Raw genomic sequence first — 25,120 nt, 5'->3', positions numbered from 1 at the left:
ACGAAGGGAACGCGCATCACGTCGCGTGTTCCCTTCAGGAAACGGTGAAGTTCAAGGAGAAACGATCATGACCCAGGTGATGTTGCATATCGGCGATGCGTTGTTTGCGCAACCCGCAACGCGCAAGAACGGCATCGCACTCGCTCAAAAGGCGATCGGGCTCGCGATCGTCGGCAGCGGCTTCGCCGTGATCGTCGCGCATGGGCTGCAGTTGGCGCTTGGCCAATGAACCTGCGCGCGGCGTGGCACGCTGCACGCGTTGCCTCATCGTTCTACGCTACACTGTCGGGCGTTTGAACGATCGCCTGATTGGTTGCGGGCGCATCGTTCCAGCCGGTAGAACCACACTGCTCACGGAGTCGTCATGGCGAAGAAAAGCACTGCAGCACCGCAAATCAACATCGGCATCAGCGACAAAGATCGCAAGAAAATTGCGGACGGCCTCTCGCGTCTGCTCGCCGATACGTACACGCTTTATTTGAAGACCCACAACTTCCATTGGAACGTGACGGGTCCGATGTTCAACACGCTGCATCTGATGTTCGAGACGCAGTACAACGAGCTCGCGCTCGCCGTCGACGCGATCGCGGAGCGCATCCGCGCGCTGGGCGTCGTGGCGCCGGGCAGCTACAAGGAGTTCGCGAAGCTGTCGTCGATTCCCGAGGCGGACGGTGTGCCGGCTGCGGAAGAGATGATCCGCCAGCTCGTGGAAGGTCAGGAAGCGGTGGCGCGCACGGCGCGCGAAATCTTCCCGGCAACCGAAGCGGCCAACGACGAGCCGACCGCCGACTTGCTGACGCAACGCATGCAGACGCATGAAAAGACCGCGTGGATGCTGCGCGCGATGCTGGCTTGAGGGGTGTCGCCGGCAAGCGCGTTCGCCGTCGCTAGCCTGTAGTACAAGAGGGGCCTTCCGCATGGATTCGGAAGGCCCTTTTCATTTCGGCTCTAAAATATCGGGATTGCTTTCACTCGCCCGCCCATGTTCGCCCGACTCCCTCTCTATCTGCGCCTTGTCCGCATGGACAAGCCGATCGGCAGCCTGCTCCTGCTCTGGCCCACGCTCAACGCGCTGTGGATTGCGTCGAACGGGCGTCCGTCGCTGTCGCTCCTGGTGATCTTCGCGCTCGGCACGGTGCTGATGCGCTCGGCGGGCTGCGCGATCAACGATTACGCCGACCGCGATTTCGACCGGCACGTGAAGCGCACCGAGAATCGTCCGATCACGTCGGGCAAGATCCGGGCGTGGGAGGCGGTGGCGATCGCGGTGGGGCTGTCGATCGTCGCGTTCCTGCTGATTCTTCCGCTCAACACGCTGACGAAGGAGCTGTCGGTGGCGGCGCTGTTCGTCGCGGGCTCGTATCCGTTCACGAAGCGGTTCTTCGCGATCCCGCAGGCGTATCTCGGCATCGCGTTCGGCTTCGGCATTCCGATGGCGTTCGCCGCCGTGCAGGACCACGTGCCGATGCTCGCGTGGGTGATGCTGCTCGCGAACGTGTTCTGGTCGGTGGCGTATGACACCGAGTACGCGATGGTCGATCGCGACGACGACATCAAGATCGGTATCCGCACGTCGGCGCTCACGTTCGGCCGCTTCGACGTGCTCGCGATCATGCTCTGCTACGCGGTGACGCTCGGCATCTACGTGTGGATCGGCATCGCGCTCGGCTTCGGCGTGCTGTATTGGCTGGGCTGGGCGGCGGCGGCCGGCTGCGCGATCTACCACTACACGCTGATTCGCGGCCGCGAGCGGATGCCTTGCTTCGCGGCGTTCCGGCACAACAACTGGCTAGGCGGGGCGTTGTTCGTCGGGATTGCCGCGCATTACGCCGTGGCGGGGCTCTGAGGCAATCACTGCTTGCCGAGCTCGTCTCCCATTTCTTTCGCACGCGCGTCGGCGGCCAGCACGCCGCGCACGATCGCATCCTTGACGCCCTGCGCGTCGAATGACGCCAGTGCCGCGGCCGTCGTGCCGCCTTTCGACGTCACGCGCTCGCGCAGCACGCTAGCCGGTTCGCCCGACTGCGCGGCCAATTGCGCCGCGCCGGTGAACGTCGCGACAGCGAGCGCGCGGCCTTGCGCCTCGTCCATGCCGAGCTGCCGCGCCGCTTCTTGCAGCGCTTCGATGAAATAGAACACGTAGGCCGGCCCGCTGCCGGAGATCGCGGTGACGGCATCGATCTTCGATTCGTCGTCGAACCAGACCGTTTCGCCGACCGCGCCAAGCACGTGCGAGGCGAGCGAGCGGCCCGCTGCGTCGACTTCGGCCAATGCCGCGAGCCCCGTCACGCCCATGCCGACGAGTGCCGGCGTGTTCGGCATCGTCCGCACGATGCGCGTATAGCCGCCGAGCCAGCGCGACAGGTCGGCGGCGCGAATGCCGGCAGCGATGCTGATGACGAGTTGTGTCGACAGATGCGGCGCGAGCGTTTCGCTCACGCTTTTCAGCACTTGTGGCTTGACCGCCAGCACGATCGCATCGTAGCCGGCGAGTGCGGCGTCCGCCGCGGCGCCGGTCTTGACGCCGAACTGCTGGGCAGTTCGCGCGCGCGCTTCTTCGCTGACGTCGATCGCGTACAGGTCGAGCGGCGCAACGCCGCGCTTGATAAGACCACCGATCAAGGCCGCAGCCATGTTGCCGCCGCCGATGAATGCAATTTTCATGATTGATGTGCGAGGTAAGGGAGTCAATAGAGGAGTCCGGGCGATGCGCCGGCCGCGCTCAACGCGTGTTCATTGCGCGTACTGCCGTGCGCCGAAGATCGCCGTGCCGACGCGCACGATCGTCGCGCCTTCGAGCACCGCCGCTTCGAGATCGCTGGACATGCCCATCGACAGCGTGTCGAGCTCGAGCCCCTCGGCGCGCAGACGCTCGAACAATTCGCGCAGCGCCCGATGCGGCGCGCGTTGCGCTTCGGCGTCGTCCGCCGGTTCGGGAATCGACATCAGGCCGCGCAGACGCAGCTTCGGCAGCGCGGCAATTTCGCGCGCGACGGACGGCACCTCGGCGGGCGCGACGCCGCTCTTCGTGTCCTCGCCGCTGATGTTCACCTGCAGGCACACGTTGAGCGGCGGCAGGCCGTCGGGGCGCTGCTCGGCCAGCCGCTGCGCGATCTTCAGGCGATCGACCGAATGCACCCAGTCGAAATGCTGGGCCACGGGCTTGGTCTTGTTCGATTGCAGCGGGCCGATGAAATGCCACTCGAGCTCGGCGCGCAAATCGGCGAGCGTTTCGATCTTCGCGATCGACTCTTGCACGTAGTTTTCGCCGAACGCGCGCTGGCCTGCGGCATGCGCTTCGCGGACAGCGTCGGCGGGGAACGTCTTCGAGACGGCGAGCAGCGCAATCGTTGCAGGGTCGCGCCCGGCGGACTGCGCGGCGCGCTCGATGCGCCGATGCACCGAGTCGAGGTTGTGAGCGAGATCGGACATGGGAAAACGGATCGAAAAGCGGCGGATGGGGCGATGTCTCGAATTATACGGACGCTGCCTCAAAGCGCCGGCCTAGCCTTCGCGCCGATGCGACTGCAGTTTCAGCCGAACAGCAAATGCTCGACGAGCTGAATCCAGTGCGCGACCGGCACCGACGTGCCGCTTTGCAGATGCGAAATGCAGCCGACGTTCGCCGAGACGATCATCTGCGGTTCGAGCGCGTACAAGCTATCGAGCTTCTGGTCGCGCAGCTTGTAGGACAGCGCCGGCTGCGTGAGCGAATAGGTGCCCGCCGAGCCGCAGCAGAGATGACTGTCGGCCGGCAGCCGCACTTCGATGCCGAGCGAGTTCAGCAGGTGCTCGACCTTGCCGCGAATCTGCTGCCCGTGCTGCAGCGTGCACGGCGGATGAAACGCGACCGTGTGCACGGCGCGGCGGCGCGTGAGCGCGGCAAGTTCGGCTTCGAAGTTCGGAAGGATCTCGGCGACGTCGAGCGTCAGCTCGGAAATACGCGCCGCCTTTTCCGCGTAGTTCGGATCGTGCCGCAACAGGTGCCCATACTCCTTCACCGTCGCGCCGCAGCCCGAGGCATTCATCACGATCGCTTCGGCGCCGCCTTCGACATACGGCCACCACGCGTCGATATTGCGGCGGATGTCGTCGAGCGCTTCGTCGTGGTAGCCGAGGTGCAGGCGGATCGCGCCGCAGCAGCCGGCGTCGGGCGCGACGACGAGTTCGATGCCGAGCGCGTCGAACACGCGCGCCGTCGCGATGTTGATGTTGGGGAGCATCGACGGCTGCACGCAGCCGGCCAACAGCAGCATCTTGCGATTGTGCGTCGTGCTCGGCCATTCGAGCTGACGCTGGCGGGCCGGCACCTTGTCGCGCAGCTTGCGCGGCAGGAGCGGCCGCACGTGCTGCCCGATCCGCATGGCGGGCGAAAAGAGCGCGCTGTTCGGCACGAAGCTCGCGAGGAACCGCCGAAGTATCCGCTGACTGGCGGGGCGCGGCACTTGCGCTTCGACATGCTTGCGGCCGATCTCGACGAGGCGCCCGTATTGCACGCCCGACGGGCACGTCGACTCGCAGCTCCGGCACGTGAGGCAGCGGTCCAGATGCAATTGCGTGCTGCGCGTGACGGGCGCTCCCTCGACCATCTGCTTGATCAGATAGATGCGCCCGCGCGGGCCGTCGAGCTCGTCGCCGAGCAGTTGATAAGTCGGGCAGGTGGCCGTGCAGAAACCGCAGTGCACGCACTTGCGCAGGATCGCGTCGGCCTCTTCGCCGTCGGGCGTGTTTCGGATGAAGTCCGCGAGATTGGTCTGCATCGCGTCGCTCAGAAATCGGAGTAGAGACGGCCGCGATTGAACACGCGGGCCGGATCGAAGGCGGCCTTCAGGCCGCGATGGATTTTCATCAACGGCGCGGGCAGCGGCGTGAAGACGCCCGCGCTGCGGTCGTAGCCGTGGCCGGTACGGAAGATCGTCGCGTGGCCGCCGGCTTGTTTGGCGCTCATGCGCACGGTCTGCGCATCGGTATCGGTGATCCACCAGCGCTGCGCGCCGCCCCATTCGACGAGCTGCGCACCCGGCAGTTGCAGCGGCTCGGTGATCGAAGGCAGCCCGAGCCGCCACAGCGCGGCCTTGGGCGGAATCGCCGAGAAGAACGGATCGGTTTGCTCGCGCAAGCCCTCCCAGAAGCGCTCGGCCTCGACCGCATCGACCACCTCGCCGCCGAGCGAGGTGCGCGCCGCCTTCACCGCGCTTTCCGCGCCGGCGAGCCGCACGACGAGCGTGCCGTTGCGCCAGGCGCTCGCGGTGATCGGCAGCGGCCTGCCGCCCCATTCGTTGAGCTTGCGCACGGCATCGGTGCCGTTCATGTCGAATTTGATCGTGGCTTCGGACGCGGGGCGCGGCAACACCTTCACCGACAGCTCCAGGATCAGCCCGAGCGTGCCGAGCGACCCTGCCATGAGACGCGAGACGTCATAGCCGGCGACGTTCTTCACCACTTGGCCGCCGAAATGCAGCGTCTCGCCTTGGCCGTTCATCAGCACGACGCCGAGCACGAAGTCGCGCGCCGCTCCAGCCGCGACGCGCCGCGGCCCGGCGATGCCCGCCGCGATGCAGCCGCCGAAGGTGGCGGCGCGGCCGAAGTGGGGCGGCTCGAACGCGAGCATCTGGTTGTGTTCGGCGAGCGCCGCTTCGATTTCCGCAAGCGGCGTGCCGCAGCGCGCCGTGATCACGAGTTCGGCGGGATCGTACGAGAGGATGCCGCGGTACGCGCGGGTGTCGAGGATCTCGCCCTCGAGTGCCTGACCGTACCAGTCTTTCGTGCCGCCGCCGCGAATGCGCAGCGGCCGCCCGTCGGCCGAGGCCGAGCGGATGCGTTCCGACCAGCCGGCGACGATGTCGTCCTCTTCCATGGCACTCCGCTTGTTTTCTAATCAGTCAGGTCAGATATGGGGTCGATTGTACCGGGCGACTCGGGGCAAGCAAGCCGGAGCCTCCCGGGCCGGGTAAATCCGTGTTGTGGCGCGGCGGTTTATTGGGGGCGTAAGCCTTGGGCTTGCCACAAGCGGATTGGCCGTTGGCGCATCTCGATGGCGCCGGAGGACGGAAAGTCCGCCGGCGCCGCGCAAGCCGCAAGCAATAGCGCGCCGCGCGGCTAATGGGGCGCCGCGCCGCTCAAAACCGCGGCAACTCCGCATGCGGCAGCAGCCCGCCGCGCACGTGCATCTTCCCGTACTCGGCGCAGCGCGAGCGGGTCGGAATGCCCTTGTCGGGATTGAGGAGCCCGAGCGGATCGAACGCGTGCTTGACGGCAAAGAACGCGTCCCGCTCTTCCGGCGAGAACTGCACGCACATCGAATTGATCTTTTCGATGCCGACACCGTGCTCGCCCGTCACCGTCCCGCCCAGCTCGACACAGGTCTCGAGGATATCGGAGCCGAACGCCTCTGCGCGGTGCCATTCGTCGAGATCGTTGCCGTTGAAGAGGATGAGCGGATGCATGTTGCCGTCGCCCGCATGGAACACGTTCATGCAGCGCAGGCGGTACTTGCGCTCCATCTCCTCGATGCGCGCGAGGAGCGGCCCGATGCTGCGGCGGGGCACGGTGCCGTCCATGCAGTAGTAGTCGGGCGAGATGCGTCCGGCGGCCGGAAACGCGTTCTTGCGGCCCGACCAGAACTTGAGCCGCTCCGCTTCCGAGCGCGAGATCTGGATGCGCGTCGCGCCATGCTCGCGCAGCACGGCCGTCATGCGGACGATTTCCTCGGCCACTTCCTCGGGTGTGCCGTCCGATTCGCAGAGCAGGATCGCCGCGGCGTCGAGATCGTAGCCGGCGCCAACGAACTCCTCGACGGCGCGCGTCGCGGGCTTGTCCATCATTTCGAGCCCGGCGGGGATGATGCCCGACGCGATGATGCCGGCGACCGCATCGCCGCCTTTGACGACGTCGTCGAAGCTCGCCATGACGACTTGCGCGGTCTGCGGCTTCGGAATCAGCTTGACCGTGACTTCGGTGACGATGGCGAACATCCCCTCGCTGCCGATCATGACGGCGAGCAGGTCGAGCCCCGGCGAATCGGGCGCGAGCGAACCGAATTCGACGATGTCGCCTTCCATGGTGACAGCGCGCACGCGCAGCACGTTGTGCACGGTCAGGCCGTACTTCAGGCAGTGCACGCCGCCGGAGTTTTCGGCGACGTTGCCGCCGATCGTGCAAGCGATTTGCGAAGACGGATCGGGCGCGTAGTACAGGCCGTAGGGCGCGGCGGCTTCGGAGATCGCGAGATTGCGCACGCCCGGCTGGACGATCGCGGTGCGCGCGTAGGAATCGACTTCGACGATCTTCTTGAAGCGGGCGAGCGACAGCACGATGCCGTTCTTGATCGGCATCGCGCCGCCCGAGAGCCCGGTACCCGCGCCGCGCGGCACGATCGGCACGCCAAGGCGCCGGCAGATCTGCACGATGCGCTGCACCTGCGCTTCGGTTTCCGGCAGCGTGACCGCGAGCGGCAGCCGCCGGTACGCAGCGAGGCCGTCGCACTCATAGGGCGTGGTGTCTTCTTCGCGATACAGCAGGCAATGCGCGGGCAGCACGGCCATCAGCGCCTGCACGACTTCGCGCTGGCGCTCGGCGAGCGCTTCGGGTGATAGCTCGATGGCCGCCAGCTCTGCTGGGTGGTTCATATCTCCTCCCGCTAGGTCGCAGGGTGTCGTTGGCCGGCGGCTTTCGCAGATGCGTCCGCCGGCCCCGACACTATGCCGTATAAGAAAAAATCTTACCCGGGTTCATCAGGTTGCGCGGGTCGAGCGCGTGCTTGATGGCGCGCATCGCGTCGATCGCGTCGGCGCCGTGCTCGTCGATCAGAAAGCCCATCTTGTGCAACCCGACGCCATGCTCGCCCGTGCAGGTGCCGTCCATGCGCAGCGCGCGTTCGACGATGCGGCGGTTCAGCCGCTCGGCTTCCTCGAATTCCTCGGGCTTGGCCGGGTCGATCAGCATCGCGACGTGGAAATTGCCGTCGCCGACGTGGCCGACGATCGGGCACGGCAGCGGCGAGCCCTTCAGGTCCTGCTCGGTTTCGACCACGCATTCTGCGAGCCGCGAAATCGGCACGCAGACGTCGGTCGTGACCGCGCGGCAGCCCGGCTTCAACTGCAGCATCGCGAAATAGGCGCTGTGCCGGGCGTTCCACAGGCGGCTGCGGTCTTCCGGCCGAGTGGCCCATTCGAAGCCGCTGCCCGCGTTGTCGGCGGTGATCTGCTGGACCGTTTCCGCCTGCTCCTTGACGCCGGCCTCGGTGCCGTGGAATTCGAAGAAGAGCGTCGGCGACTCGGGCAGCGTGAGGTTCGAATGACGATTGATCGCGCGGATCGCGAGCGAATCGACGAACTCGACGCGCGCGATCGGCACGCCGAGCTGGATCGTTTCGATGACGCTCTTCACCGCTGCGCCCATCGACGGGAACGTGCAGACCGCCGCCGACACCGCCTCCGGCTGCGGATAGATGCGCACGGTGATTTCGGTGATGACGCCGAGCGTGCCTTCCGAGCCGACGAAAAGCCGCGTCAGGTCGTAGCCCGCCGACGATTTGCGTGCGCGCGTGCCGGTCTTGACGATGCGGCCGTCGGCGAGCACGACGGTCAGGCCGAGCACGTTCTCGCGCATCGTGCCGTAGCGCACGGCGTTGGTGCCGGACGCGCGCGTTGCCGACATCCCGCCGATGCTCGCATCCGCGCCCGGGTCGATCGGGAAGAACAGGCCGGTGTCGCGCAGCGCCTCGTTGAGCGCCTTGCGAGAGACGCCTGCCTGGACGGTGGCGGTGAGGTCTTCGGCGGCGATCGACAGCACCTGGTTCATCTCGGACAAGTCGATCGACACGCCCCCTTCGACCGCGAGGAGATGCCCTTCGAGCGACGAGCCGTTGCCGTACGGAATGATCGGCACGTTGTATTGGCCGCAGAGCTTCACGGCGGTCTGCACGTCCTCGGTGGAGCGGGCGAAGACGACGGCGTCGGGTAATTGCGGATCGAACGGCGATTCGTCGCGGCCGTGATGCGCGCGCACGGCATCCGAAGTCGAGACGCGCTCGCCGAAGGCGGCTTTCAGCGCCTCGAGCAATTCAGCGGGGACGGGGCGGCGAACGGAGGCCGGCGGCGCGGGATGATTCACGGATGTCTCCAGGCAGCGGGGTGCGGCGTGTTATGGCGAAGAGGGTTTGCAGCGCGCGGACCTCTGCGGGCCTTGGCGAGTCTCCGGCCGCGGCCTTGACGGTCCGCAGCGGCAAGAGACGGTAAAAAGAGCGGCAAATACTGGGAACCGGCGCTTGCATGTGAGACGGTCCATTCTACGCTGAACGTCTTCGCCGGACCCGGCCCCCGAGATATCCCGAGAACCTATAATGGTGGCCGCTATGCGGCGGCCTGGCCGGCGCCGCGGATCAAGGGCATCCCGCCATCGATAAGGAGCCGAAATGGGTCACCGTTTGAGCAAAATCGCCACCCGCACGGGCGACGACGGCACCACCGGTCTCGGCGACGGCAGCCGCGTCCGCAAGGACGACGCCCGCATCGCCGCGATGGGCGACGCCGACGAGTTGAACTCGCACATCGGCGTGCTGCTATGCGAGCCGCTCCCTGCCGACGTGCGCGACATGCTGACGGCGATTCAACACGATTTGTTCGATTTGGGCGGCGAGCTGTGCATTCCCGGTCACACGATGATCACGGACGCGCATCTGGCGCAGCTCGACGGATGGCTTGCACAGTGCAACGCGGATCTGCCGCCGCTCGAGGAATTCATTCTGCCGGGCGGCTCGCGCTCGGCGGCGCTTGCGCATGTTTGCCGGACGGTGTGCCGCCGCGCGGAGCGCTCGATCGTGGCGCTGGGCGAGACGCAGGCGGTCAACGAAGCGCCGCGGCGCTATGTGAATCGTTTGTCCGACCTGCTGTTCGTGCTGGCGCGCGTGCTCAATCGGGCCGACGGCGGCAGCGACGTGCTGTGGCAGCACGATCGCGGCCGCTAATTTCCCTCAATAAGCTCGATCGATCAGGTCATCAATTCCCGCTGCCGCGCGCGACGCGCCGCTGCCTGACGCTTTGCGCGAGCCCTTCGAGCACGCCAATGCTGGCGTCCCAGTCGATGCACGCGTCGGTGATGCTCTGGCCGTAGGTCAGCTCGCAGCCTTCCTTGAGGTCCTGCCGGCCCGCCACGAGATGCGACTCGATCATCACGCCGACGATCCGCTCGTCGCCCGAGGCGATCTGGCGGCCGATATCGGCGCACACCGGGATCTGGTTCTCGTGCTTCTTCGAGCTGTTCGCGTGGCTCGCGTCGATCATCAGGCGCGCGGCGAGGCCGGCCTTGCTGATGTCGGTGCAGGCCGCATCGACGCTCGCCGCATCGTAGTTCGGCACCTTGCCGCCGCGCAGGATGATGTGGCAGTCCTCGTTGCCGGCCGTCGACACGATCGCCGAGTGCCCGCCCTTCGTCACCGACAGGAAATGGTGCGGCTGCGATGCGGCCTTGATCGCGTCGACCGCGATCTTCACGTTGCCGTCGGTGCCGTTCTTGAAGCCGACCGGGCAGGAGAGACCCGAGGCCAGCTCGCGGTGCACTTGCGATTCCGTGGTGCGCGCACCGATCGCGCCCCACGAGATCAGATCGGCGATGTATTGCGGGCTGATCATGTCGAGGTATTCGGTGCCGGCCGGCAGCCCAAGCTCGTTGATGTTGACGAGCAGCTCGCGCGCCGTGCGCAGGCCGTCGTTGATCTTGAAGCTGTTGTCGAGGTACGGGTCGTTGATGAGGCCCTTCCAGCCCACCGTCGTGCGCGGCTTTTCGAAGTACACGCGCATCACGATTTCGAGCTCGCCGGCGAAGCGCTTGCGCTCTTCGACGAGCCGTCCGGCGTATTCCATCGCCGCTTTCGTGTCATGGATCGAGCACGGCCCGATGATGACGATCAGGCGGTCTTCCATGCCATGCAGGATGCGGTGCATCGACCGGCGGGCATTGAAGATCAGGTCGGACATCGGTTCCGTGCACGGGAACTCGCGGATCAGGTGCGCGGGCGGCGTGAGTTCTTTCAGTTCTCGAATTCGGACGTCATCGGTATTGTGCGGGGGCATTCTGACTCTCCATTGCGGTGTGGTTCGCTCGAAGCACGCGTTTCTGGGAAAGCGATGCCGAAGCGGACGGTATTCAAAAAGCGTTCAAAAATTCGTAGCGGTTAAACGAGTCGTCGATCGAGGCCAAGTCACGGGGCGAAAAAAAACCGCCAGACTCGCTGGCGGTTTTTTCGGGAATTCCGGGTGCCTTTAGTGCACTGTTACTCCTCTCGATCCGCCAGCGGTCTGAGATACCAAAAGAAGTAAAAGTAAAACTTGGCGGACAGCATGGCTTGGAAAGGAAGCGGCTCGTCAAAAAAGGTACTTGGCTTTATAACCCGGCGGGGCGTGGCTGACAACCCATGACCCCAAAAAATGCGGATTTCCCGCATCGTTTGGTCATGGCGCGCAAGAAATCTGCGCGCCTGACTGCGGCAATGTGTGCGTCAGTCCCGCGTCAAACCGTGCCGCCGACCGTCATCTTGTCGATGCGCAGTGTCGGCTGGCCGACGCCGACCGGCACGCTCTGGCCTTCCTTGCCGCACACGCCGACGCCCGTGTCGAGCGACATGTCGTTGCCGATCATGCTCACATACTTGAGCGATTCCGGCCCGCTGCCGATCAACGTGGCGCCCTTGACCGGGTAGGTGATCTTGCCGTCTTCGATCATGTACGCCTCGGACGCCGAGAACACAAACTTGCCGTTCGTGATGTCGACCTGGCCGCCGCCGAAGTTCACCGCGTAGAGGCCGTTCTTCACCGATGCGATGATCTCCTGCGGGTCCTTGTTGCCGTTGAGCATGTAGGTGTTGGTCATGCGCGGCATCGGCAGCGCGGCGTACGATTCGCGGCGCGCGTTGCCCGTCACCGGCATCTTCATCAGGCGCGCGTTCAGCGTGTCCTGGATGTAGCCCTTCAAGATGCCGTCTTCGATCAGCGTCGTGCACTGCGTCGGGTTGCCTTCGTCGTCGATGTTGAGCGAACCGCGGCGATTCGGCAGCGTGCCGTCGTCGACGACCGTCACGCCCTTCGCGGCGACCTGCTCGCCGATGCGGCCGGCAAAGGCCGACGAGCCCTTGCGGTTGAAGTCGCCTTCGAGGCCGTGGCCGATCGCTTCGTGCAGCAGCACGCCGGGCCAGCCCGGGCCGAGCACGACGGTCATCGCGCCGGCCGGCGCCGGACGCGCTTCGAGGTTCACGAGCGCCGCCTTCACGGCGTCGTCGACGTAGCTCTCCAGCACGGCATCGGTGAAGTAGCCGTAGTCGAAGCGGCCGCCGCCGCCGCCCGAGCCGATCTCGCGCCGGCCGTTCTGCTCGGCGATCACCGTCACCGAGACGCGCACGAGCGGGCGGATGTCCGCCGCGAGCGCGCCGTCGCTGCGTGCGACGAGCACGACGTCGTATTCGCCGGCAAGGCCCGCCATCACCTGCGTGACGCGCGGATCGCGGCTGCGCGCCATCTTCTCGACGCGCTCGAGCAGCTTCACCTTGGCGGTGGCGTCGAGCGAGGCGAGCGGATCGGCCGGCAGGTACAGATCGCGCCCGGCCACGCCCGTGAGCGACGACGCCACTTTCACCTTCTGCTTGCCGCCGCCTGCCTTGGCGATCGCGCGCGTCGCCTCGGCGGCTTGCGCGAGGGCTTGCGGCGAGAGGTCATCGGAGTACGCGAACGCGGTGCGGTCGCCGGACACGGCGCGCACGCCGACGCCCTGGTCGATGCTGAAGCTGCCCGATTTCACGATGCCTTCCTCGAGGCTCCACGCTTCGCTGCGCGTCGCCTGGAAGTACAGGTCGGCGTAGTCGACGCGATGCGTGAAGATGTCGGCGAGCGTGCGGGTGAGCAGCGCTTCGTCGAGCCCGTAGGGCGTGAGGAGGACGTCTTTCGCGGTCGCGAGGTTGCGGATGCCGGGTTCGATGATGTTCATGCGTGTGTGGGTGGATTCCAAAAACGGTTGGGTCGCGGCGCTGATACGTGGGAGAGATAAGGGTTTAACGGCGGCTTCGCAAGGGGAGTTGAATCATGCCAATACGCGATGCCGCCACGCGGGCAGGCTCTGGCGCACTCCGGCGATGCGCGCGAGGTCGATATCGCCCGCGACGACACCCGCGCCTTCGTCGCGGACCGCGACGATCTCGCCCCACGGGTCGACCAGCATGCTGTGTCCCCAGGTGCGGCGGCCGTTCTCATGCGTGCCGCCTTGGGCCGCGGCGAGCACGTAGCACTGGTTTTCGACCGCCCGGGCACGCAGCAGCATCTCCCAATGCGCGCGGCCCGTCGTGTAGGTGAACGCCGAGGGCACGACGATCAACGCGCAGTCGCCCATTTGGCGATACAGCTCCGGAAAGCGCAGATCGTAGCAGACCGACAGGCCGACCCGCCCGAACGGCGCGTCGAACGTGCGGACCGTGTCACCCGGCCGGATCGTGCGCGCTTCATCGAACGACTCGCTGCCTTTCTCGAAGTTGAAGAGGTGGATTTTGTCGTAGCGCGCCGCTTCGTCGCCTTCGGGCGAGAACACGAGCGTCGTGTTCAGCACCCGCGACGCTTCCGGCGCCACGAGCGGCAGCGTCCCGCCGATCACCCAGACGCCGTGCCGACGCGCCGCGTCGGCGAGAAAGCGCTGGATCGGGCCGTCGCCGTGGGGCTCGCGCACCGTGAGCTTGTCGGTGTCCTTGAATCCCATGAAGCAGAAGTACTCGGGAAGCAGCACGAGCTTCGCGCCGCTGGCGGCCGCGTCGGCGATCAACTGGCCGGCGGCGTCGAGATTGCGTTCGCGATCGGGCGTGCTGACCATTTGCAGCGCGGCGACGCGGTACGGCGTGGAACTAGGGTGTGGCTCGCTCATGTCGTGAACTGTGGCATTCGCCCGAATCTCGGAAGCGTCGAAGAAACGGCGCCGTGGCGGCGACTGATCCGGCCCTGTCAGGGCGGGCGCCCTGCGGCGCGTCACTCGCCCGTTGACTCGGCGGGGGCCGTGGCCGGAGCCGCCTCGACCGGAGCGACCATCTTACCGCGATCGCCGTGGACCCGCTCGATGTGCGGATGCGCCCACGATCCGCTGATCGCGTAATGAATCGCGAACGCGTGCGCGAGCGATTCCGACAGCGCGAAGTTCGCGGCGAGCGCGCCCAGCCCGAGGAGCGGATTGATGATCGTCGCGGCGATCACTGCCGAGCCGGCGTTCACGGTCGGCGTCACGTCGACGTTCAGGTTCTGCGTCTCGTGCGCGAGATCGACGGTGCCCTTCATGCTCGCGCGGGCCGGTGCGGTCACGATCCGGAAATCGTCGGTGCGGCCGATGCCGTTCTTGATCTGGCCGGTGCCCGTCACGCTCTCGAACGGAAGACCCTCGCCGATCACGTCCTTGAAATTGAGTGTCAAGACGCGCGAGAGGCTTTGCAGGCTCAGCACGCCGAGCAGCTTCGCGACGCCCGGGTCGACCTTCAGGATCTGCCCATGATGCAAATCGACCGCGACGTTGCCGGTGAGCGTCGGGTAGTCGATCGCAGTCGGGCCGCCGCGCCAGCCGATCTTGCCCGAGAGCGATCCGCTGCCCTTTTTCACTGTGCGCGGCAGGCCGAAGCGTTCGAGCAGCGCGCCGGCGTCGGCGATGTCGAGCTTGAAGTCGATGACGGTGCGCCGCGGCGAGTCGTCCGGCGCGTCGGCGCCGAGGCGGCGCGAGGTGCGCCAGTTGGCGGTGGCCGAGAGCTTGGCGGCCGGATTGCTCACTTCGAACTTGTCGAGCTGCCAGACCGGCACGCCGTTGTCGTCGAGATTGTGGGCGTCGACTTCGAGCCTGCCGATGTCGCGATTGCGCACGGTGAGGTCGTCGACGACGAGATCGATCGCCGGCATTTTCGTTGTGGGCGCGTGGGCGACCTGGTTGACCAGCTCATTTTCCACCGTGCCCGGGATCACGACTTTGGCGAGGCGCGCTTGCAGCAGTCCTTCGTTGTTGCGTCCGCCGCCGGGCTGCCAAGACAGCTCGCCCGAGACCTGATCGGACGCGATATTCGCCTGCCAGTTGGGGCCGGCGCGCGACGCGTCGACGACCACGTTTTCCCAATTGCGATGCAGGAGCTTCAGCGTATCGACGTGCAGCGCGAAGCGGCTCGGCAGGTATTGGGCGGCGGGGCGGGTGCCGCCGCCTGCGCTCGAACTGGCTGGGCTCGCGCTGGCGGCATCCGTCGATAGGGTTTCCTTGGTGGCATGCAGCCCGCTATAGAAAGCGCGCCAGGCGTCGGCATCGAACTCCTGGATGTCGATATTGGCGATCACGCCCTCGTCGGGCAGGTCCGCAGGCCGGTTGAAGCCGATCGCGCCGCGCACGACCGTCGGCTCCTCATGCGGCGGGTGGTGCAGCACGTAGGCGGCCGCGAGCGGACCGAAGATCAGGTCGGCGCGCTGCAGGTTGGCGCCGTCGCTCGCGTCGAGCGGCTTGAAGGTGAACGAGAGCGGCATCGGCGTGCCGAGCGGCTTGTTGTACGGCGCCGGCAGATCGAGCGCGAGGCCGGTCAGGTCCGAGCTCGCCGTGACTTCCGGCTGGCGGCCCTTCGCGCCGCGCACGTTGATCGAGTAAGGCGCGCTGCCGGAAACGTGTGTCAGTAGCTCGGCGGCCGTACCGTGCAGATTGAGGTCGCGCGCGGCGTCGACGGCGACGCGTCCCGCGACGTTGAACGCATAGGTGCCGCTCGGGCTGAGCGCGCCGTCGGCGCGCACGTCGCCGCCGAGCCAGCGTCCGTTGATCCCGTTCAGCGTAACCGAGTGTTCGGTGAAGCTGACCTTGCCGGTGAGCCGCGAGAGCGGCGGCGCATTGTTGGCCGCGAGTTCGTTGCCGAGAAAACCGATCGACCCTTCGACAGCCACATGCGGCTTCGGATGGCGCGGAATCGTGAGCGTGAGCGCGAGCGTCGCCGGGCCGCTGCCGCGCACTTTATCGGCGGCGTGGTTGGTCATGCCGGCAAGCGCGCTGTTGTTCGCGTAGTCCAGCAGGTCGGCGAGCGGGCCCCGCGCTTGGCCTTCGATGATGAGCGGCGAGCTTTCTTTGTGGCCGAGGTCGTCGATATGTCCGGCCACCTTGGTGACGCGCACGCCTTTATAGCGCCCCTTGTCGATATCGAAGCGCAGCACGTTTTCCTTGAGCGTGAAGACGCCGTCGATATCGTCGAAGGCCGGCCAGATGTCAGGCGTGCCGTTCTTCAGTTTCTTCGGAGGAAACGGCGACGGGTCGAACTTGCCGCCCGAGAACGGCGCGGTGATGCGGAAGATGCCGGCCTTCGGATCGATCGAATAGGGGAATTTGTCGAGGTTGCCGTGCACTTCGATCACGCCGTGGCGAGCCATGCCGGCTTGCAGCCCGTGGCCGAGATAGTCGCGCAGGTGTTCGCTGATGCTGGTCGGCAGGTAGCGCGTGATGCGCGTGACGAGCGCGTGGTCGATGTTGGCCGTCAGGTCCAGCGTGCCGCGGCCGTGGCCGGGATTCGAGTAGTTCGCGACCACGCGGCCGGCTGTGTCGGCGTTCGCGACGTTGAGGTCGGATACCGTGATTACGAACGGCTTATGCTTTTCGCCGGGCTCGGCCGGCAGGACTGTCCAGTTGCCGTGCCCGCTCAGACGGTCGAATGTGAGGCGCGGGTTGTCGAATGCGCCGGGGACCGTGACCGCCGCGTTGACGGTATCGAGCGCCACGGTGCCGTGCGTTTCGTCCGCATCGATGGCGCCCCACAGATTCTCGAAGCCCGGGATGCCCGCGCGGGGGTGGCCCTTCGGCGTGAGGCCCGGCGGCGGTTCCTGCGCGGCGAGGCTGATGCCTTGCAGGTCGGCCTTGAAGCGGTAGTGGATGATCGGCGCGGCGCCGCTCACGCGCTGCTCGCTCGCCGCCTCGTCGTTCTCGGGCTTTGCGCGCTCGAACGACATGTCGTAGTTGGCGACGAGCCCGCGCGGATCGAAGCGCACGAGCTCGTTGAGGAAGCGCCGCGGGAACGGCAGCGCGCGGCTGAATTCGGCGAGGATGCCGAGGTCCACGCGGTCGCCGGTGACGCTCATGAATTGCCCGCGCTCGATACTCGGCGCGCGGTAGTGGCCGACGAGCGTATTGAACGCGAGCGTGCGCCAGATCGGCGTGCCGTCCGGCAGCGGCGGCTGGCCGAGCTCGGCGCGCAGGTTTGACAGCCGCAGCGTGTAGTCGCGCTGCGGATCGATATCGACGGACCACGAGAAGTCGGCGGTTGGCACGTCGAGCTTCGGCTGCGTCGGGTGCACCTGGAGCGCGACGTCATAGCCTTGCAGGTCGCCGCTCGCCGAGCGGATATGGCCGCCCGAGAAATTTATCCAGATTGAGTTTGCAACGCGCCCGGCGTAGGTTTGAATCGGGAAGCTCATGTAGCGCGCGAGCGCCGGCAGATCGACGAGCCCCGTCGAGATGTAAGCCTGCCCGGTCCAGTTCACCGGCTTGCCGATCGCGTGAAGGTGCGCGTGGCGGAACTGCGCGCGGAAGTCGAGCGGGCCTTGCAGCACCGTGCCGTTGGCGGGCGCCTGCAGTGCGATGCGGTGATCGGCGCCGCGGTTCAGGATCGCCAGGCGGATGTCGCGCAACGCGAGTTCCGGCGCGTCGTGCTCGGCGTCCCGCCAGCGCAGCGTGCCGCCGCGCAGCACGATCGCCTGCTGCTCGAGGAGCCAGGTCGAGAACGTGTCGTTGCCTTTGTGGGCGGTCGGCACCTGCACGCCCGCGACCGATAACGACCCGTCTGCCGAGCGCTCGACGAGCACGTCCGGCTGGTCCACGACGAGGCTCGACAGCGTCGGCTTGAAGTGCACGAGCGAGCGCCATGACACGGCTGCTGTCGCATGCGGGATGTCGAGCGCGAGCTTGCCGTCGCGGCCGCGGATCGTGAGATCGGTCACGTCGATGCCCGGCTGGAAGCCGGACCAGTGCGGCGCGAGCTTGCCGATCCGCAGTTGTGCGTGGAGCTTTTCGGAAACGAGGGTTTCGATCCGCGGACGGAAGTCGTCGATGCGCGGCAGGAGCACGTAGCGCAGCCCGACGAGGGCGCCGATCGCGATGAAGTAGAGGACGAGCGCGAGAGTCAAAATCGTCCGCAACGCATGCCTGAGCAGTGCGTGGTCGTGCCGCGGGAGGGCGGCTTCGGCCGGATCGACGGCTTCCTTGCGGGCGGACATGCTGCGGCGAATCGGCAATATGGTAGTTTTGCGGTCTTAACCACGAAATGTAACACACGGGCAAGCCGCTCAAACTACCGGCTACGCCTTGTTACACGGACATTGCGAACCTGATTGCTTACCCAGTTTCACCACGATTTCAAATCGTCGCAAGAGGCGGGCGCAACGCTAAACCGGTCCGTCTGATGCGTGAATCAACAAGCGCTTCCGAGTAATTCATGACTGATGTCTCCCTCCTGAGTTCCAGCTATTCGAACTATGCGGCGCGGGCGATTGCGGCCCGTCCGGAATTGGCCTCGCGCATCGCGGCTTGGGCCAAGGAGCCGCTTACCCGGGAGCGCATCGACGCGCGGCTCGATGCGCTCATCGCCGAGCAAGGCGGCACGGCTGATGCCCCGCTCGCCGAAGACGCGTTGCGCCGCGTGCTGCGCCAGTTGCGCACGGAGGTGTTCTGCGCGGTGATGGAGCGCGATCTCGCGGGGCATGGGGATGTCGCCGAAGTCACCGGCACGATGACGGACCTGGCCGAAGCGACCATCCAACGCGCGCTCGCAGTGCTGTCGGCGGAGCTCGAAGCGCTCTATGGCGAGCCGCGCGGACCCGGCGGCGAGCGGCTCTCGCTGGGCGTCGTGGGGATGGGCAAGCTCGGCGGGCGCGAGCTGAACGCGTCGTCCGACATCGATCTGATCTTTGTCTACGAGGACGACGGCGAGACCGCGGGCGGCACGCGTTCGGCCATCGCGACGCAGGAATTCTTCACGCGGCTCGGGCGGCGGCTCATCGGTGCGCTCGCTGAAGTGACGTCCGACGGATACGTGTTCCGCGTCGATATGCGGCTGCGCCCGAACGGCGATTCGGGCCCGCTCGTATGCAGCCTGGGGATGCTCGAAGAATATTTCTACGTGCAGGGCCGCGAATGGGAGCGCTATGCGTGGATCAAGGGGCGGCTCGTCTCCGAGCACGAGAGCGCCGCCGCCAAACGGCTCGCGACGCAGCTCGACGCGCTCGTCAAGCCGTTCGTCTACCGGCGCTATCTGGACTTCGGCGTGATCGGCGCGATCCGCGCGCTGCATTTGCAGATTCGCCAGGAAGCGCAGCGCCGCGCGACGATGCGCCCCGACAAGGCCGACGACATCAAGCTCGGCCGCGGCGGCATTCGCGAGATCGAGTTCAGCGCGCAAGTGTTCCAGCTGATCCGCGGCGGACAGGATGCCGGCTTCCGGATTCGTCCGACGCTTGCCGTGCTGCGCCATGCGGCGGCGCGCGGTCTGATCGCGCCTAAGGTTTGCGCGGATCTCACGCATGCCTATAAGTTTTTGCGCGTGCTCGAGCACCGGCTCCAGTACCGCAATGACGCGCAGACTCACGCGATGCCTGTCGACCCCGACGAGCGCGCGCGCCTCGCCGCGTCGCTCGGTTTCTCCGACTACGCGGCGTTGATGGCGCAACTCGACGGTTACCGGGAAATGGTCGAAGCGCAGTTCGATCAGATCTTCGCCGATAAGGTGAGCGGCGACGGCGGCTGCGGCGTGGCGGAGGACGGCACGGCCGCCTGGGTCTGGAGCAGCGCGCTCGACGACGACAGCGCCGAGGGCACGCTGCTCGAACGCCTCGCCGAACTCGGCTTCGGCGAACCCGCCGATTTGCTCACGCGCATGCGCGCGGTCTGGCAATCGTCGCGCTATGCGGGGCTGCCGGAGAAGAGCCGCCAACGCTTCGACACGATCGCGAAGCGCGCGCTCGAAGCCGCTTCCTCGCTCGAGCCCGCCGAAAAGCGCGGCCAAACGATCGCGCGCCTGTTCGATTTGCTCGAAGCGATCGGCCGGCGCGGGGCCTATCTGGCGCTGCTCAATGAATATCCGGCGGCGCTCGATCGCGTGCTCGCGGTGCTCGGCGCGTCGCGCTGGGCGGCGGGCTATCTGATCCGCCATCCGCAGCTGCTCGACGAACTGCTCGACGACGAAGCGATCGCGAGCCCGTTCGACTGGGCGGAGTTCAAGACGTCGCTGCGCGCGCGGCTCGCAGCGGCGGCCGATGTCGAGCAGCAGATGGACCTGCTGCGCCACGCGCACCAGGCCGAGGTGTTCCGTATCCTGCTGATCGATTTGGCCGGGAAGCTGTCGGTCGAGCATGTCAGCGATCGCTTGTCGGAGCTCGCCGATTCGGTGCTCGACGTGACGATCGAAGCCGTCTGGAAGCACTTGGCGAAGCGCCATCGCGAGGTGCCGCGCTTCGCCGTGATCGCCTACGGCAAGCTCGGCGGCAAGGAACTGGGCTACGCGTCCGATCTCGATCTGATCTTCCTCTACGACGACCCGGACGACGCAGCCGCCGACGTCTATGCCACCTTCACGCGACGCCTCATCACGTGGCTCACGACGGCGACCGGCGCGGGCACGCTGTTCGACGTCGACCTGCGCTTGCGGCCGAACGGCGAATCGGGCCTCCTGATCACCGACCTCGACGCGTTCCGCCGCTACCAATTGCGCGAGGGCGACGCGGCGAACACCGCGTGGGTCTGGGAGCATCAAGCGCTGACGCGCGCGCGCTTTTGCGCGGGCGATGCCGAAATCGGCGCGCAATTCGAGGCGATCCGCGAGCAGGTGCTGACGACGCCGCGCGAAGCCGCGCCGCTCTCCGCGGAGATCGTCGCGATGCGCGAACGGGTGCATGCAGGTCACCCGAACCGCACCGAATTGTTCGACCTGAAGCACGATCGCGGCGGGATGGTCGATATCGAGTTCATCGTCCAGTACTGGGTGCTGCTGCACGCGCAACGGCATCCGGAGATGATCCGCAACACCGGCAATATCGCGCTATTGCGCGAGGTGTCGCGCTTTGGGCTGATGAGCCCGGAAGAGGCGGAGACCGTGGGCGGCGCGTACCGGACGTATCGGAAGATGCAGCACAAGCTGCGTCTGGACGGGATGGAGACTGCGCGGGTCGTGCCGGAGCGCGTCGCCGACGAGAAGGCGGCGGTGTTGCGGCTTTGGCAGCGGGTGTTTGGCTGAACGGGGCGGCGCGCGGTCTTTGCGAGCGCGACGCCTCTAGGTTGTACTAAGCCGTCAGCATTTCCTTCGCGTGCTTGCGCGTCGTGGCGGTGATTTCTAGGCCGCCGAGCATCCGCGCGACTTCCTCGATGCGGCTGGCTTTGTCGAGCGGCGAGACGGTGCTGACCGTGCCGCCGTTGCTATCGGCGGCCTTGGCCACTTGGAAATGATGGTCGCCGCGCGCCGCGACTTGCGGCAAGTGCGTGACGCACAGGACCTGCCGGTCGTGGCCGAGCTGATGCAATAGGCGTCCGACCACTTCGGCGACGCCTCCGCCGATGCCGGTATCGACTTCGTCGAAAATCAGCGTCGGCGTTGGGCTCGCGGTGCTCGCGATCACCGCGAGCGCGAGACTGATACGCGCCAGTTCGCCGCCGGACGCCACTTTCGCGAGCGGCCTCAGCGGCACGCCCGCGTGGCCGGCGACGCGAAACTCGATTTGCTCCAGGCCATGGGCGCCGCCTTCGGTCAGCGCCACGAGCGCGACCTCGAAGCTGCCGCCGGCCATCGACAATTCCTGCATCCCCGTCGTCACTGCCGCGCCGAGCGCCTTCGCCGCCTTCGCGCGTGCTTTCGACAACGCCTTCGCTTCGACGAGATAGGCTTCCTTCGCCTTGGCTTCGGAAGCGCGCAGTCCGTCCAGATCGGCGGCGGCGTCGAGCGCCGCCAACTGCGCGCGGCGGGCTTCGTGTTCTTCAGGCAGCGTCTCGGGCTGCAGGCGGAATTTACGCGCGATCGAATGCAGCGCGTCGAGCCGCTTGTCGACTTGCGCGAGGCGGTCCGGATCGAGCTCCAGCCTTTGCGCGTAGTGCGTGAGCGAGTAGGCCGCCTCCCGCAATTGGATTTCGGCCGGTTCGAGCGACGCCAGGGCGTCGTTGAGCGCCGGATCGATCTCGGCGAGATCGCGCAGCTTCGACACGATCGAGCCGAGCTGGGCGACCATCGCATCGTCCGATTCGGACAGCGCGTTGAGCGCGCCCTGAACGCCTTCGATCAGGTTCGCCGAATGCGATAGCCGGCGGTGTTCGGCGCCGATCTCTTCCCATTCGCCCGGCTGCGGCGCGAGCTTGTCGAGTTCGGCGAGCTGCCACGCGAGCCGCTCACGCTCCAGTTGCAGTTCGCGGTCGCGCGTTTGCGCCAGTTCGACCGCGTGCGCGGCGTCGCGCCATCCCCGGTGTGCGCGCATGACGCCGGCTGCCGCGGCGGTGAGCCCGGCGTGGGTGTCGAACAAGTCGCGCTGCGCGTCCGGACGCATCAGCAACTGATGCGCGTGCTGGCCATGAATATCGACGAGCATTTCGCCGACTTCGCGCAACTGCGTGAGCGTGGCCGGCGTGCCGTTGATGAAGGCGCGCGAGCGTCCATTCGCATCGACGACCCGGCGCAGCAGCACGCAGTCCTCGCTGTCGCCGTCGCCGCTATCGCTGAGCGCTTGCTCTTCGAGCCAGCGCTCGACCTGCTCGTGGGTGGCGAATTCGGCGGTGATGTCGGCGCGGCTCTGGCCGGTGCGCACGACGCTCGCGTCGGCGCGGGCGCCGAGCGTCAGCGCGAGCGCGTCGATCAGGATCGATTTGCCGGCGCCCGTTTCACCTGAGAAAACAGTAAAACCGCGATCGAATTCGAGATCGAGCGCGGCGACGATGACGAAGTCGCGTATCGAGAGGTGGCGGAGCATGGAGGGTCGTGGAGTTACTCGAGCGAGTCGTTGTCGAGCGACGGGTGCTCGTTCCAGTGCAGCTTCTTTCTGAGCGTCGCGTAGTAGCTGTAGCCGACCGGATGCAGGACTGGCACGGTATGGCGCGAACGGCGCACGTCGATCGTATCGTTGAGCTCGAGCGCGGTGAACGATTGCATGTCGAAGTTCACGTTGACGTCGCGACCCGCGATGATCTGGATGCTGACCTTGCTGTCGTCGGGCAGCACGATCGGCCGGTTGGACAGCGCGTGCGGCGCGATCGGCACGAGCACGATGCCGCCCAGCTGCGGATGCAGGATCGGCCCTTGCGACGACAGCGCGTAGGCGGTCGAACCGGTCGGCGTTGCGACGATCAGCCCGTCCGAGCGCTGGTTGTACATGAAGCGGCCGTCCACCGAGACGTGCAATTCCGCCATGCCGGAAAAGCCGCTGCGGTTCACGACCACGTCGTTGAACGCGAGCGCGTGGTAGATCGGCTCGCCGTTGCGCATGATCCTCGACTCGAGCAGCGAGCGCTCTTCCCGCTCGAAGCTGCCTGCGAGCATCTGCGGGACGACTTGCTGCATGTCGGCCGCGGCGATATCGGTGATGAAGCCGAGCCGCCCATGGTTGATGCCGATCAGCGGCGTCCTGTACGGCGCCAGCTGCCGGCCGAGGCCCAGCATCGTGCCGTCGCCGCCGAGCACGACGGCCACGTCCGCGCGCGCGCCGATCTCCGCGGGGGTGAGCGCCGGATAGCCTGTCACGCCGATATCGCGCGCCGTCTCCGCTTCGAAGACGACCTCCAGCCCGCGCTTTGCGATGCACGCGGCGAGCGCCATCAGCGGCTCGCTGATGGCCGGTGTGTTGCTGCGCCCGACGAGCGCAACGGTCTTGAACTGGCTGCCAATTTCCATGCCGGCATTACACCATAGGTGCGGATTGAAAAGAACCGTCGTCGCGCGTCTCTTGGGGGCCGGTTATGCGTGTCGCGTGTGCGATCGGCATCGATTTGTCGCTAGAATGGTGACGCCCTGATGACATTTTAGGCGTCCGAGCGGTTACGGCGCGGAGGCTACGCGCTCGCGGGGCAGCCGCCGTTAAGCTAAAATTTTGCGTCATGTTAGATCCACGCGCACAAACCCTCCTCAAGACGCTGGTCGAGCGATACATCGCCGAAGGTCAGCCGGTCGGCTCGCGCACGTTGTCGCGCTATTCCGGGCTCGAGCTGAGCCCGGCGACGATCCGCAACGTGATGTCGGACCTCGAGGAGCTGGGTCTCGTGATCAGCCCGCACACCTCGGCGGGCCGGATTCCGACGCCGCGCGGCTACCGCCTGTTCGTCGACACGATGCTGACCATCGAGTCGGCGGCCGAGGAAGAGGCCGTCACCCAGACGGTCAAGACCACGCTGCAGGCGGGCGAGCCGCAAAAGGTGGTCGCCGCCGCCGCGAGCGTGCTGTCGAACCTGTCGCAGTTCGCGGGTGTCGTGCTGACGCCGCGGCGCAGCCACGTGTTCAAGCAGATCGAGTTCATGCGCTTGTCCGACAAGCGCATCTTGCTCATCATCGTGACGCCCGAAGGCGACGTGCAGAACCGCATCATGGCGACGCAGCGCGACTACTCGCCGTCGCAGCTCACGGAAGCGTCCAATTACATCAACGCCCATTTCGCGGGCCTCTCGTTCGACGACGTGCGCCGGCGCCTGCGCGAAGAGATCGACCAGCTGCGCGGCGACATGACGACGCTGATGCACGCGGCCGTTACCGCAAGCACGGACGAGACGGACACCGGCGAGACGGTGCTGATTTCCGGCGAGCGCAACCTGCTCGAAGTGGCGGACCTGTCGTCCGACATGGCGCGGCTGCGCAAGCTGTTCGACGTTTTCGATCAAAAGACGAGCCTCCTTCAGTTGCTCGACGTGTCGAGCCACGCGCAAGGCGTGCAGATTTTCATCGGCGGCGAATCGAATCTCGTGCCGATCGAGCAAATGAGCGTCGTGACGGCTCCGTACGAGGTGAACGGCAAGATCGTCGGCACGCTCGGCGTGATCGGGCCGACGCGGATGGCCTATAACCGCGTGATTCCGATCGTCGACATCACCGCGCGCCTGCTTTCGATGGCGCTCAGCCAGCAGTAGTGTCCTCGCGCCGAGGCGCGCTGCC

18 protein-coding genes are annotated in these 25,120 nt (G+C 66.4%); 6 read left to right on the top strand and 12 right to left on the bottom strand.

The genetic code is table 11. The features are described 5' to 3' along the window. Window positions 1-67 precede the first annotated feature (67 nt). The 3 genes from FAZ95_RS39385 (at window position 68) to ubiA (ending at window position 1,846) form a co-directional block, all read left to right on the top strand. Window positions 68-229, top strand: coding sequence for a hypothetical protein (locus tag FAZ95_RS39385; protein WP_175425641.1), 162 nt, complete (start codon window positions 68-70; stop codon window positions 227-229). Between the two features lie 135 nt (window positions 230-364). Continuing rightward, a complete protein-coding gene (locus FAZ95_RS18520) occupies window positions 365-856 on the top strand; it encodes a Dps family protein (protein WP_137333777.1) in 492 nt (163 codons plus the stop codon). Window positions 857-982: 126 nt separating this feature from the next. Continuing rightward, window positions 983-1,846: a 4-hydroxybenzoate octaprenyltransferase gene (gene ubiA, locus FAZ95_RS18515; protein WP_137333776.1), complete on the top strand. Its 864-nt coding sequence runs from the start codon at window positions 983-985 to the stop codon at window positions 1,844-1,846. Window positions 1,847-1,851: 5 nt separating this feature from the next. Here ubiA and proC read toward each other — a convergent pair whose 3' ends face one another. The 6 genes from proC to FAZ95_RS18485 all read right to left on the bottom strand — a co-directional run bounded on the left by proC (window position 1,852) and on the right by FAZ95_RS18485 (window position 9,114). Beyond that, window positions 1,852-2,664 carry a pyrroline-5-carboxylate reductase gene (gene proC / locus FAZ95_RS18510; protein ID WP_137333775.1) on the bottom strand — a complete coding sequence of 271 codons (813 nt, stop codon included), beginning with the start codon at window positions 2,662-2,664 and terminating at the stop codon, window positions 1,852-1,854. 69 nt (window positions 2,665-2,733) lie between these two features. Further along, window positions 2,734-3,432: a YggS family pyridoxal phosphate-dependent enzyme gene (locus tag FAZ95_RS18505; protein ID WP_137333774.1), complete on the bottom strand. Its 699-nt coding sequence runs from the start codon at window positions 3,430-3,432 to the stop codon at window positions 2,734-2,736. Between the two features lie 101 nt (window positions 3,433-3,533). Further along, complete coding sequence (gene glcF / locus FAZ95_RS18500) at window positions 3,534-4,760, bottom strand: glycolate oxidase subunit GlcF (protein ID WP_137333773.1); 1,227 nt, start codon at window positions 4,758-4,760, stop codon at window positions 3,534-3,536. A gap of 8 nt (window positions 4,761-4,768) precedes the next feature. After that, window positions 4,769-5,857, bottom strand: coding sequence for a glycolate oxidase subunit GlcE (gene glcE / locus FAZ95_RS18495; RefSeq protein WP_137333772.1), 1,089 nt, complete (start codon window positions 5,855-5,857; stop codon window positions 4,769-4,771). 262 nt (window positions 5,858-6,119) lie between these two features. After that, complete coding sequence (locus FAZ95_RS18490) at window positions 6,120-7,628, bottom strand: FAD-linked oxidase C-terminal domain-containing protein (RefSeq protein ID WP_137333771.1); 1,509 nt, start codon at window positions 7,626-7,628, stop codon at window positions 6,120-6,122. A gap of 70 nt (window positions 7,629-7,698) precedes the next feature. Continuing rightward, window positions 7,699-9,114, bottom strand: a complete 1,416-nt coding sequence (locus FAZ95_RS18485) for an FAD-binding oxidoreductase (protein ID WP_137333770.1) — start codon at window positions 9,112-9,114, stop codon at window positions 7,699-7,701. A 301-nt stretch (window positions 9,115-9,415) separates the two neighbouring features. On the opposite strand from FAZ95_RS18485, the gene FAZ95_RS18480 reads away from it, so the two are divergent. After that, window positions 9,416-9,967 (top strand): cob(I)yrinic acid a,c-diamide adenosyltransferase, encoded by a 552-nt coding sequence (locus tag FAZ95_RS18480; protein ID WP_137333769.1) that lies wholly within the window; start codon window positions 9,416-9,418, stop codon window positions 9,965-9,967. A gap of 31 nt (window positions 9,968-9,998) precedes the next feature. Here FAZ95_RS18480 and aroG read toward each other — a convergent pair whose 3' ends face one another. The 4 genes from aroG to FAZ95_RS18460 form a co-directional block, all read right to left on the bottom strand. Beyond that, complete coding sequence (gene aroG, locus FAZ95_RS18475; RefSeq protein ID WP_137333768.1) at window positions 9,999-11,072, bottom strand: 3-deoxy-7-phosphoheptulonate synthase AroG; 1,074 nt, start codon at window positions 11,070-11,072, stop codon at window positions 9,999-10,001. Window positions 11,073-11,508: 436 nt separating this feature from the next. Beyond that, on the bottom strand, window positions 11,509-12,975 hold the full coding sequence (tldD, locus tag FAZ95_RS18470; protein ID WP_137333767.1) for a metalloprotease TldD: 1,467 nt from the start codon (window positions 12,973-12,975) through the stop codon (window positions 11,509-11,511). 93 nt (window positions 12,976-13,068) lie between these two features. Beyond that, entirely contained in the window at window positions 13,069-13,896 is an 828-nt protein-coding gene (locus FAZ95_RS18465) for a carbon-nitrogen hydrolase family protein (protein WP_137333766.1), read from the bottom strand. Window positions 13,897-13,997: 101 nt separating this feature from the next. Then, window positions 13,998-18,230: a YhdP family protein gene (locus FAZ95_RS18460; RefSeq protein ID WP_137333765.1), complete on the bottom strand. Its 4,233-nt coding sequence runs from the start codon at window positions 18,228-18,230 to the stop codon at window positions 13,998-14,000. A 218-nt stretch (window positions 18,231-18,448) separates the two neighbouring features. On the opposite strand from FAZ95_RS18460, the gene glnE reads away from it, so the two are divergent. After that, window positions 18,449-21,241, top strand: coding sequence for a bifunctional [glutamate--ammonia ligase]-adenylyl-L-tyrosine phosphorylase/[glutamate--ammonia-ligase] adenylyltransferase (gene glnE, locus FAZ95_RS18455; RefSeq protein WP_137333764.1), 2,793 nt, complete (start codon window positions 18,449-18,451; stop codon window positions 21,239-21,241). A 46-nt stretch (window positions 21,242-21,287) separates the two neighbouring features. On the opposite strand, the gene recN is transcribed toward glnE, so the two are convergent. After that, complete coding sequence (gene recN, locus FAZ95_RS18450; protein ID WP_137333763.1) at window positions 21,288-22,955, bottom strand: DNA repair protein RecN; 1,668 nt, start codon at window positions 22,953-22,955, stop codon at window positions 21,288-21,290. Between the two features lie 14 nt (window positions 22,956-22,969). Continuing rightward, complete coding sequence (locus FAZ95_RS18445) at window positions 22,970-23,872, bottom strand: NAD kinase (protein ID WP_137333762.1); 903 nt, start codon at window positions 23,870-23,872, stop codon at window positions 22,970-22,972. A gap of 203 nt (window positions 23,873-24,075) precedes the next feature. Between FAZ95_RS18445 and hrcA the strand changes: the two genes are divergently transcribed. Beyond that, on the top strand, window positions 24,076-25,095 hold the full coding sequence (hrcA, locus tag FAZ95_RS18440; RefSeq protein WP_137333761.1) for a heat-inducible transcriptional repressor HrcA: 1,020 nt from the start codon (window positions 24,076-24,078) through the stop codon (window positions 25,093-25,095). The last annotated feature ends 25 nt before the right edge of the window (window positions 25,096-25,120 follow it).

The sequence above is a fragment of the Trinickia violacea genome, from assembly GCF_005280735.1.
Classification (GTDB): Bacteria; Pseudomonadota; Gammaproteobacteria; order Burkholderiales; family Burkholderiaceae; genus Trinickia_A; species Trinickia_A violacea.
Note: the sequence above shows the minus strand (reverse complement) of the source record. Positions and strands in the feature narration are given on the sequence as shown.

Bases quoted from the DNA above. Each gene is read 5' to 3' on its own strand.
- glcF (WP_137333773.1), bottom strand. From the start codon at position 4,760: ATGCAGACCAATCTCGCGGACTTCATCCGAAACACGCCCGACGGCGAA.
- aroG (WP_137333768.1), bottom strand. From the start codon at position 11,072: ATGCCCCCGCACAATACCGATGACGTCCGAATTCGAGAACTGAAAGAA.
- FAZ95_RS18505 (WP_137333774.1), bottom strand. From the start codon at position 3,432: ATGTCCGATCTCGCTCACAACCTCGACTCGGTGCATCGGCGCATCGAG.
- FAZ95_RS18520 (WP_137333777.1), top strand. From the start codon at position 365: ATGGCGAAGAAAAGCACTGCAGCACCGCAAATCAACATCGGCATCAGC.
- tldD (WP_137333767.1), bottom strand. From the start codon at position 12,975: ATGAACATCATCGAACCCGGCATCCGCAACCTCGCGACCGCGAAAGAC.
- recN (WP_137333763.1), bottom strand. From the start codon at position 22,955: ATGCTCCGCCACCTCTCGATACGCGACTTCGTCATCGTCGCCGCGCTC.
- FAZ95_RS39385 (WP_175425641.1), top strand. From the start codon at position 68: ATGACCCAGGTGATGTTGCATATCGGCGATGCGTTGTTTGCGCAACCC.
- FAZ95_RS18490 (WP_137333771.1), bottom strand. From the start codon at position 7,628: ATGAACCACCCAGCAGAGCTGGCGGCCATCGAGCTATCACCCGAAGCG.
- glcE (WP_137333772.1), bottom strand. From the start codon at position 5,857: ATGGAAGAGGACGACATCGTCGCCGGCTGGTCGGAACGCATCCGCTCG.
- proC (WP_137333775.1), bottom strand. From the start codon at position 2,664: ATGAAAATTGCATTCATCGGCGGCGGCAACATGGCTGCGGCCTTGATC.
- hrcA (WP_137333761.1), top strand. From the start codon at position 24,076: ATGTTAGATCCACGCGCACAAACCCTCCTCAAGACGCTGGTCGAGCGA.
- FAZ95_RS18460 (WP_137333765.1), bottom strand. From the start codon at position 18,230: ATGTCCGCCCGCAAGGAAGCCGTCGATCCGGCCGAAGCCGCCCTCCCG.
- FAZ95_RS18480 (WP_137333769.1), top strand. From the start codon at position 9,416: ATGGGTCACCGTTTGAGCAAAATCGCCACCCGCACGGGCGACGACGGC.
- ubiA (WP_137333776.1), top strand. From the start codon at position 983: ATGTTCGCCCGACTCCCTCTCTATCTGCGCCTTGTCCGCATGGACAAG.
- glnE (WP_137333764.1), top strand. From the start codon at position 18,449: ATGACTGATGTCTCCCTCCTGAGTTCCAGCTATTCGAACTATGCGGCG.
- FAZ95_RS18445 (WP_137333762.1), bottom strand. From the start codon at position 23,872: ATGGAAATTGGCAGCCAGTTCAAGACCGTTGCGCTCGTCGGGCGCAGC.
- FAZ95_RS18465 (WP_137333766.1), bottom strand. From the start codon at position 13,896: ATGAGCGAGCCACACCCTAGTTCCACGCCGTACCGCGTCGCCGCGCTG.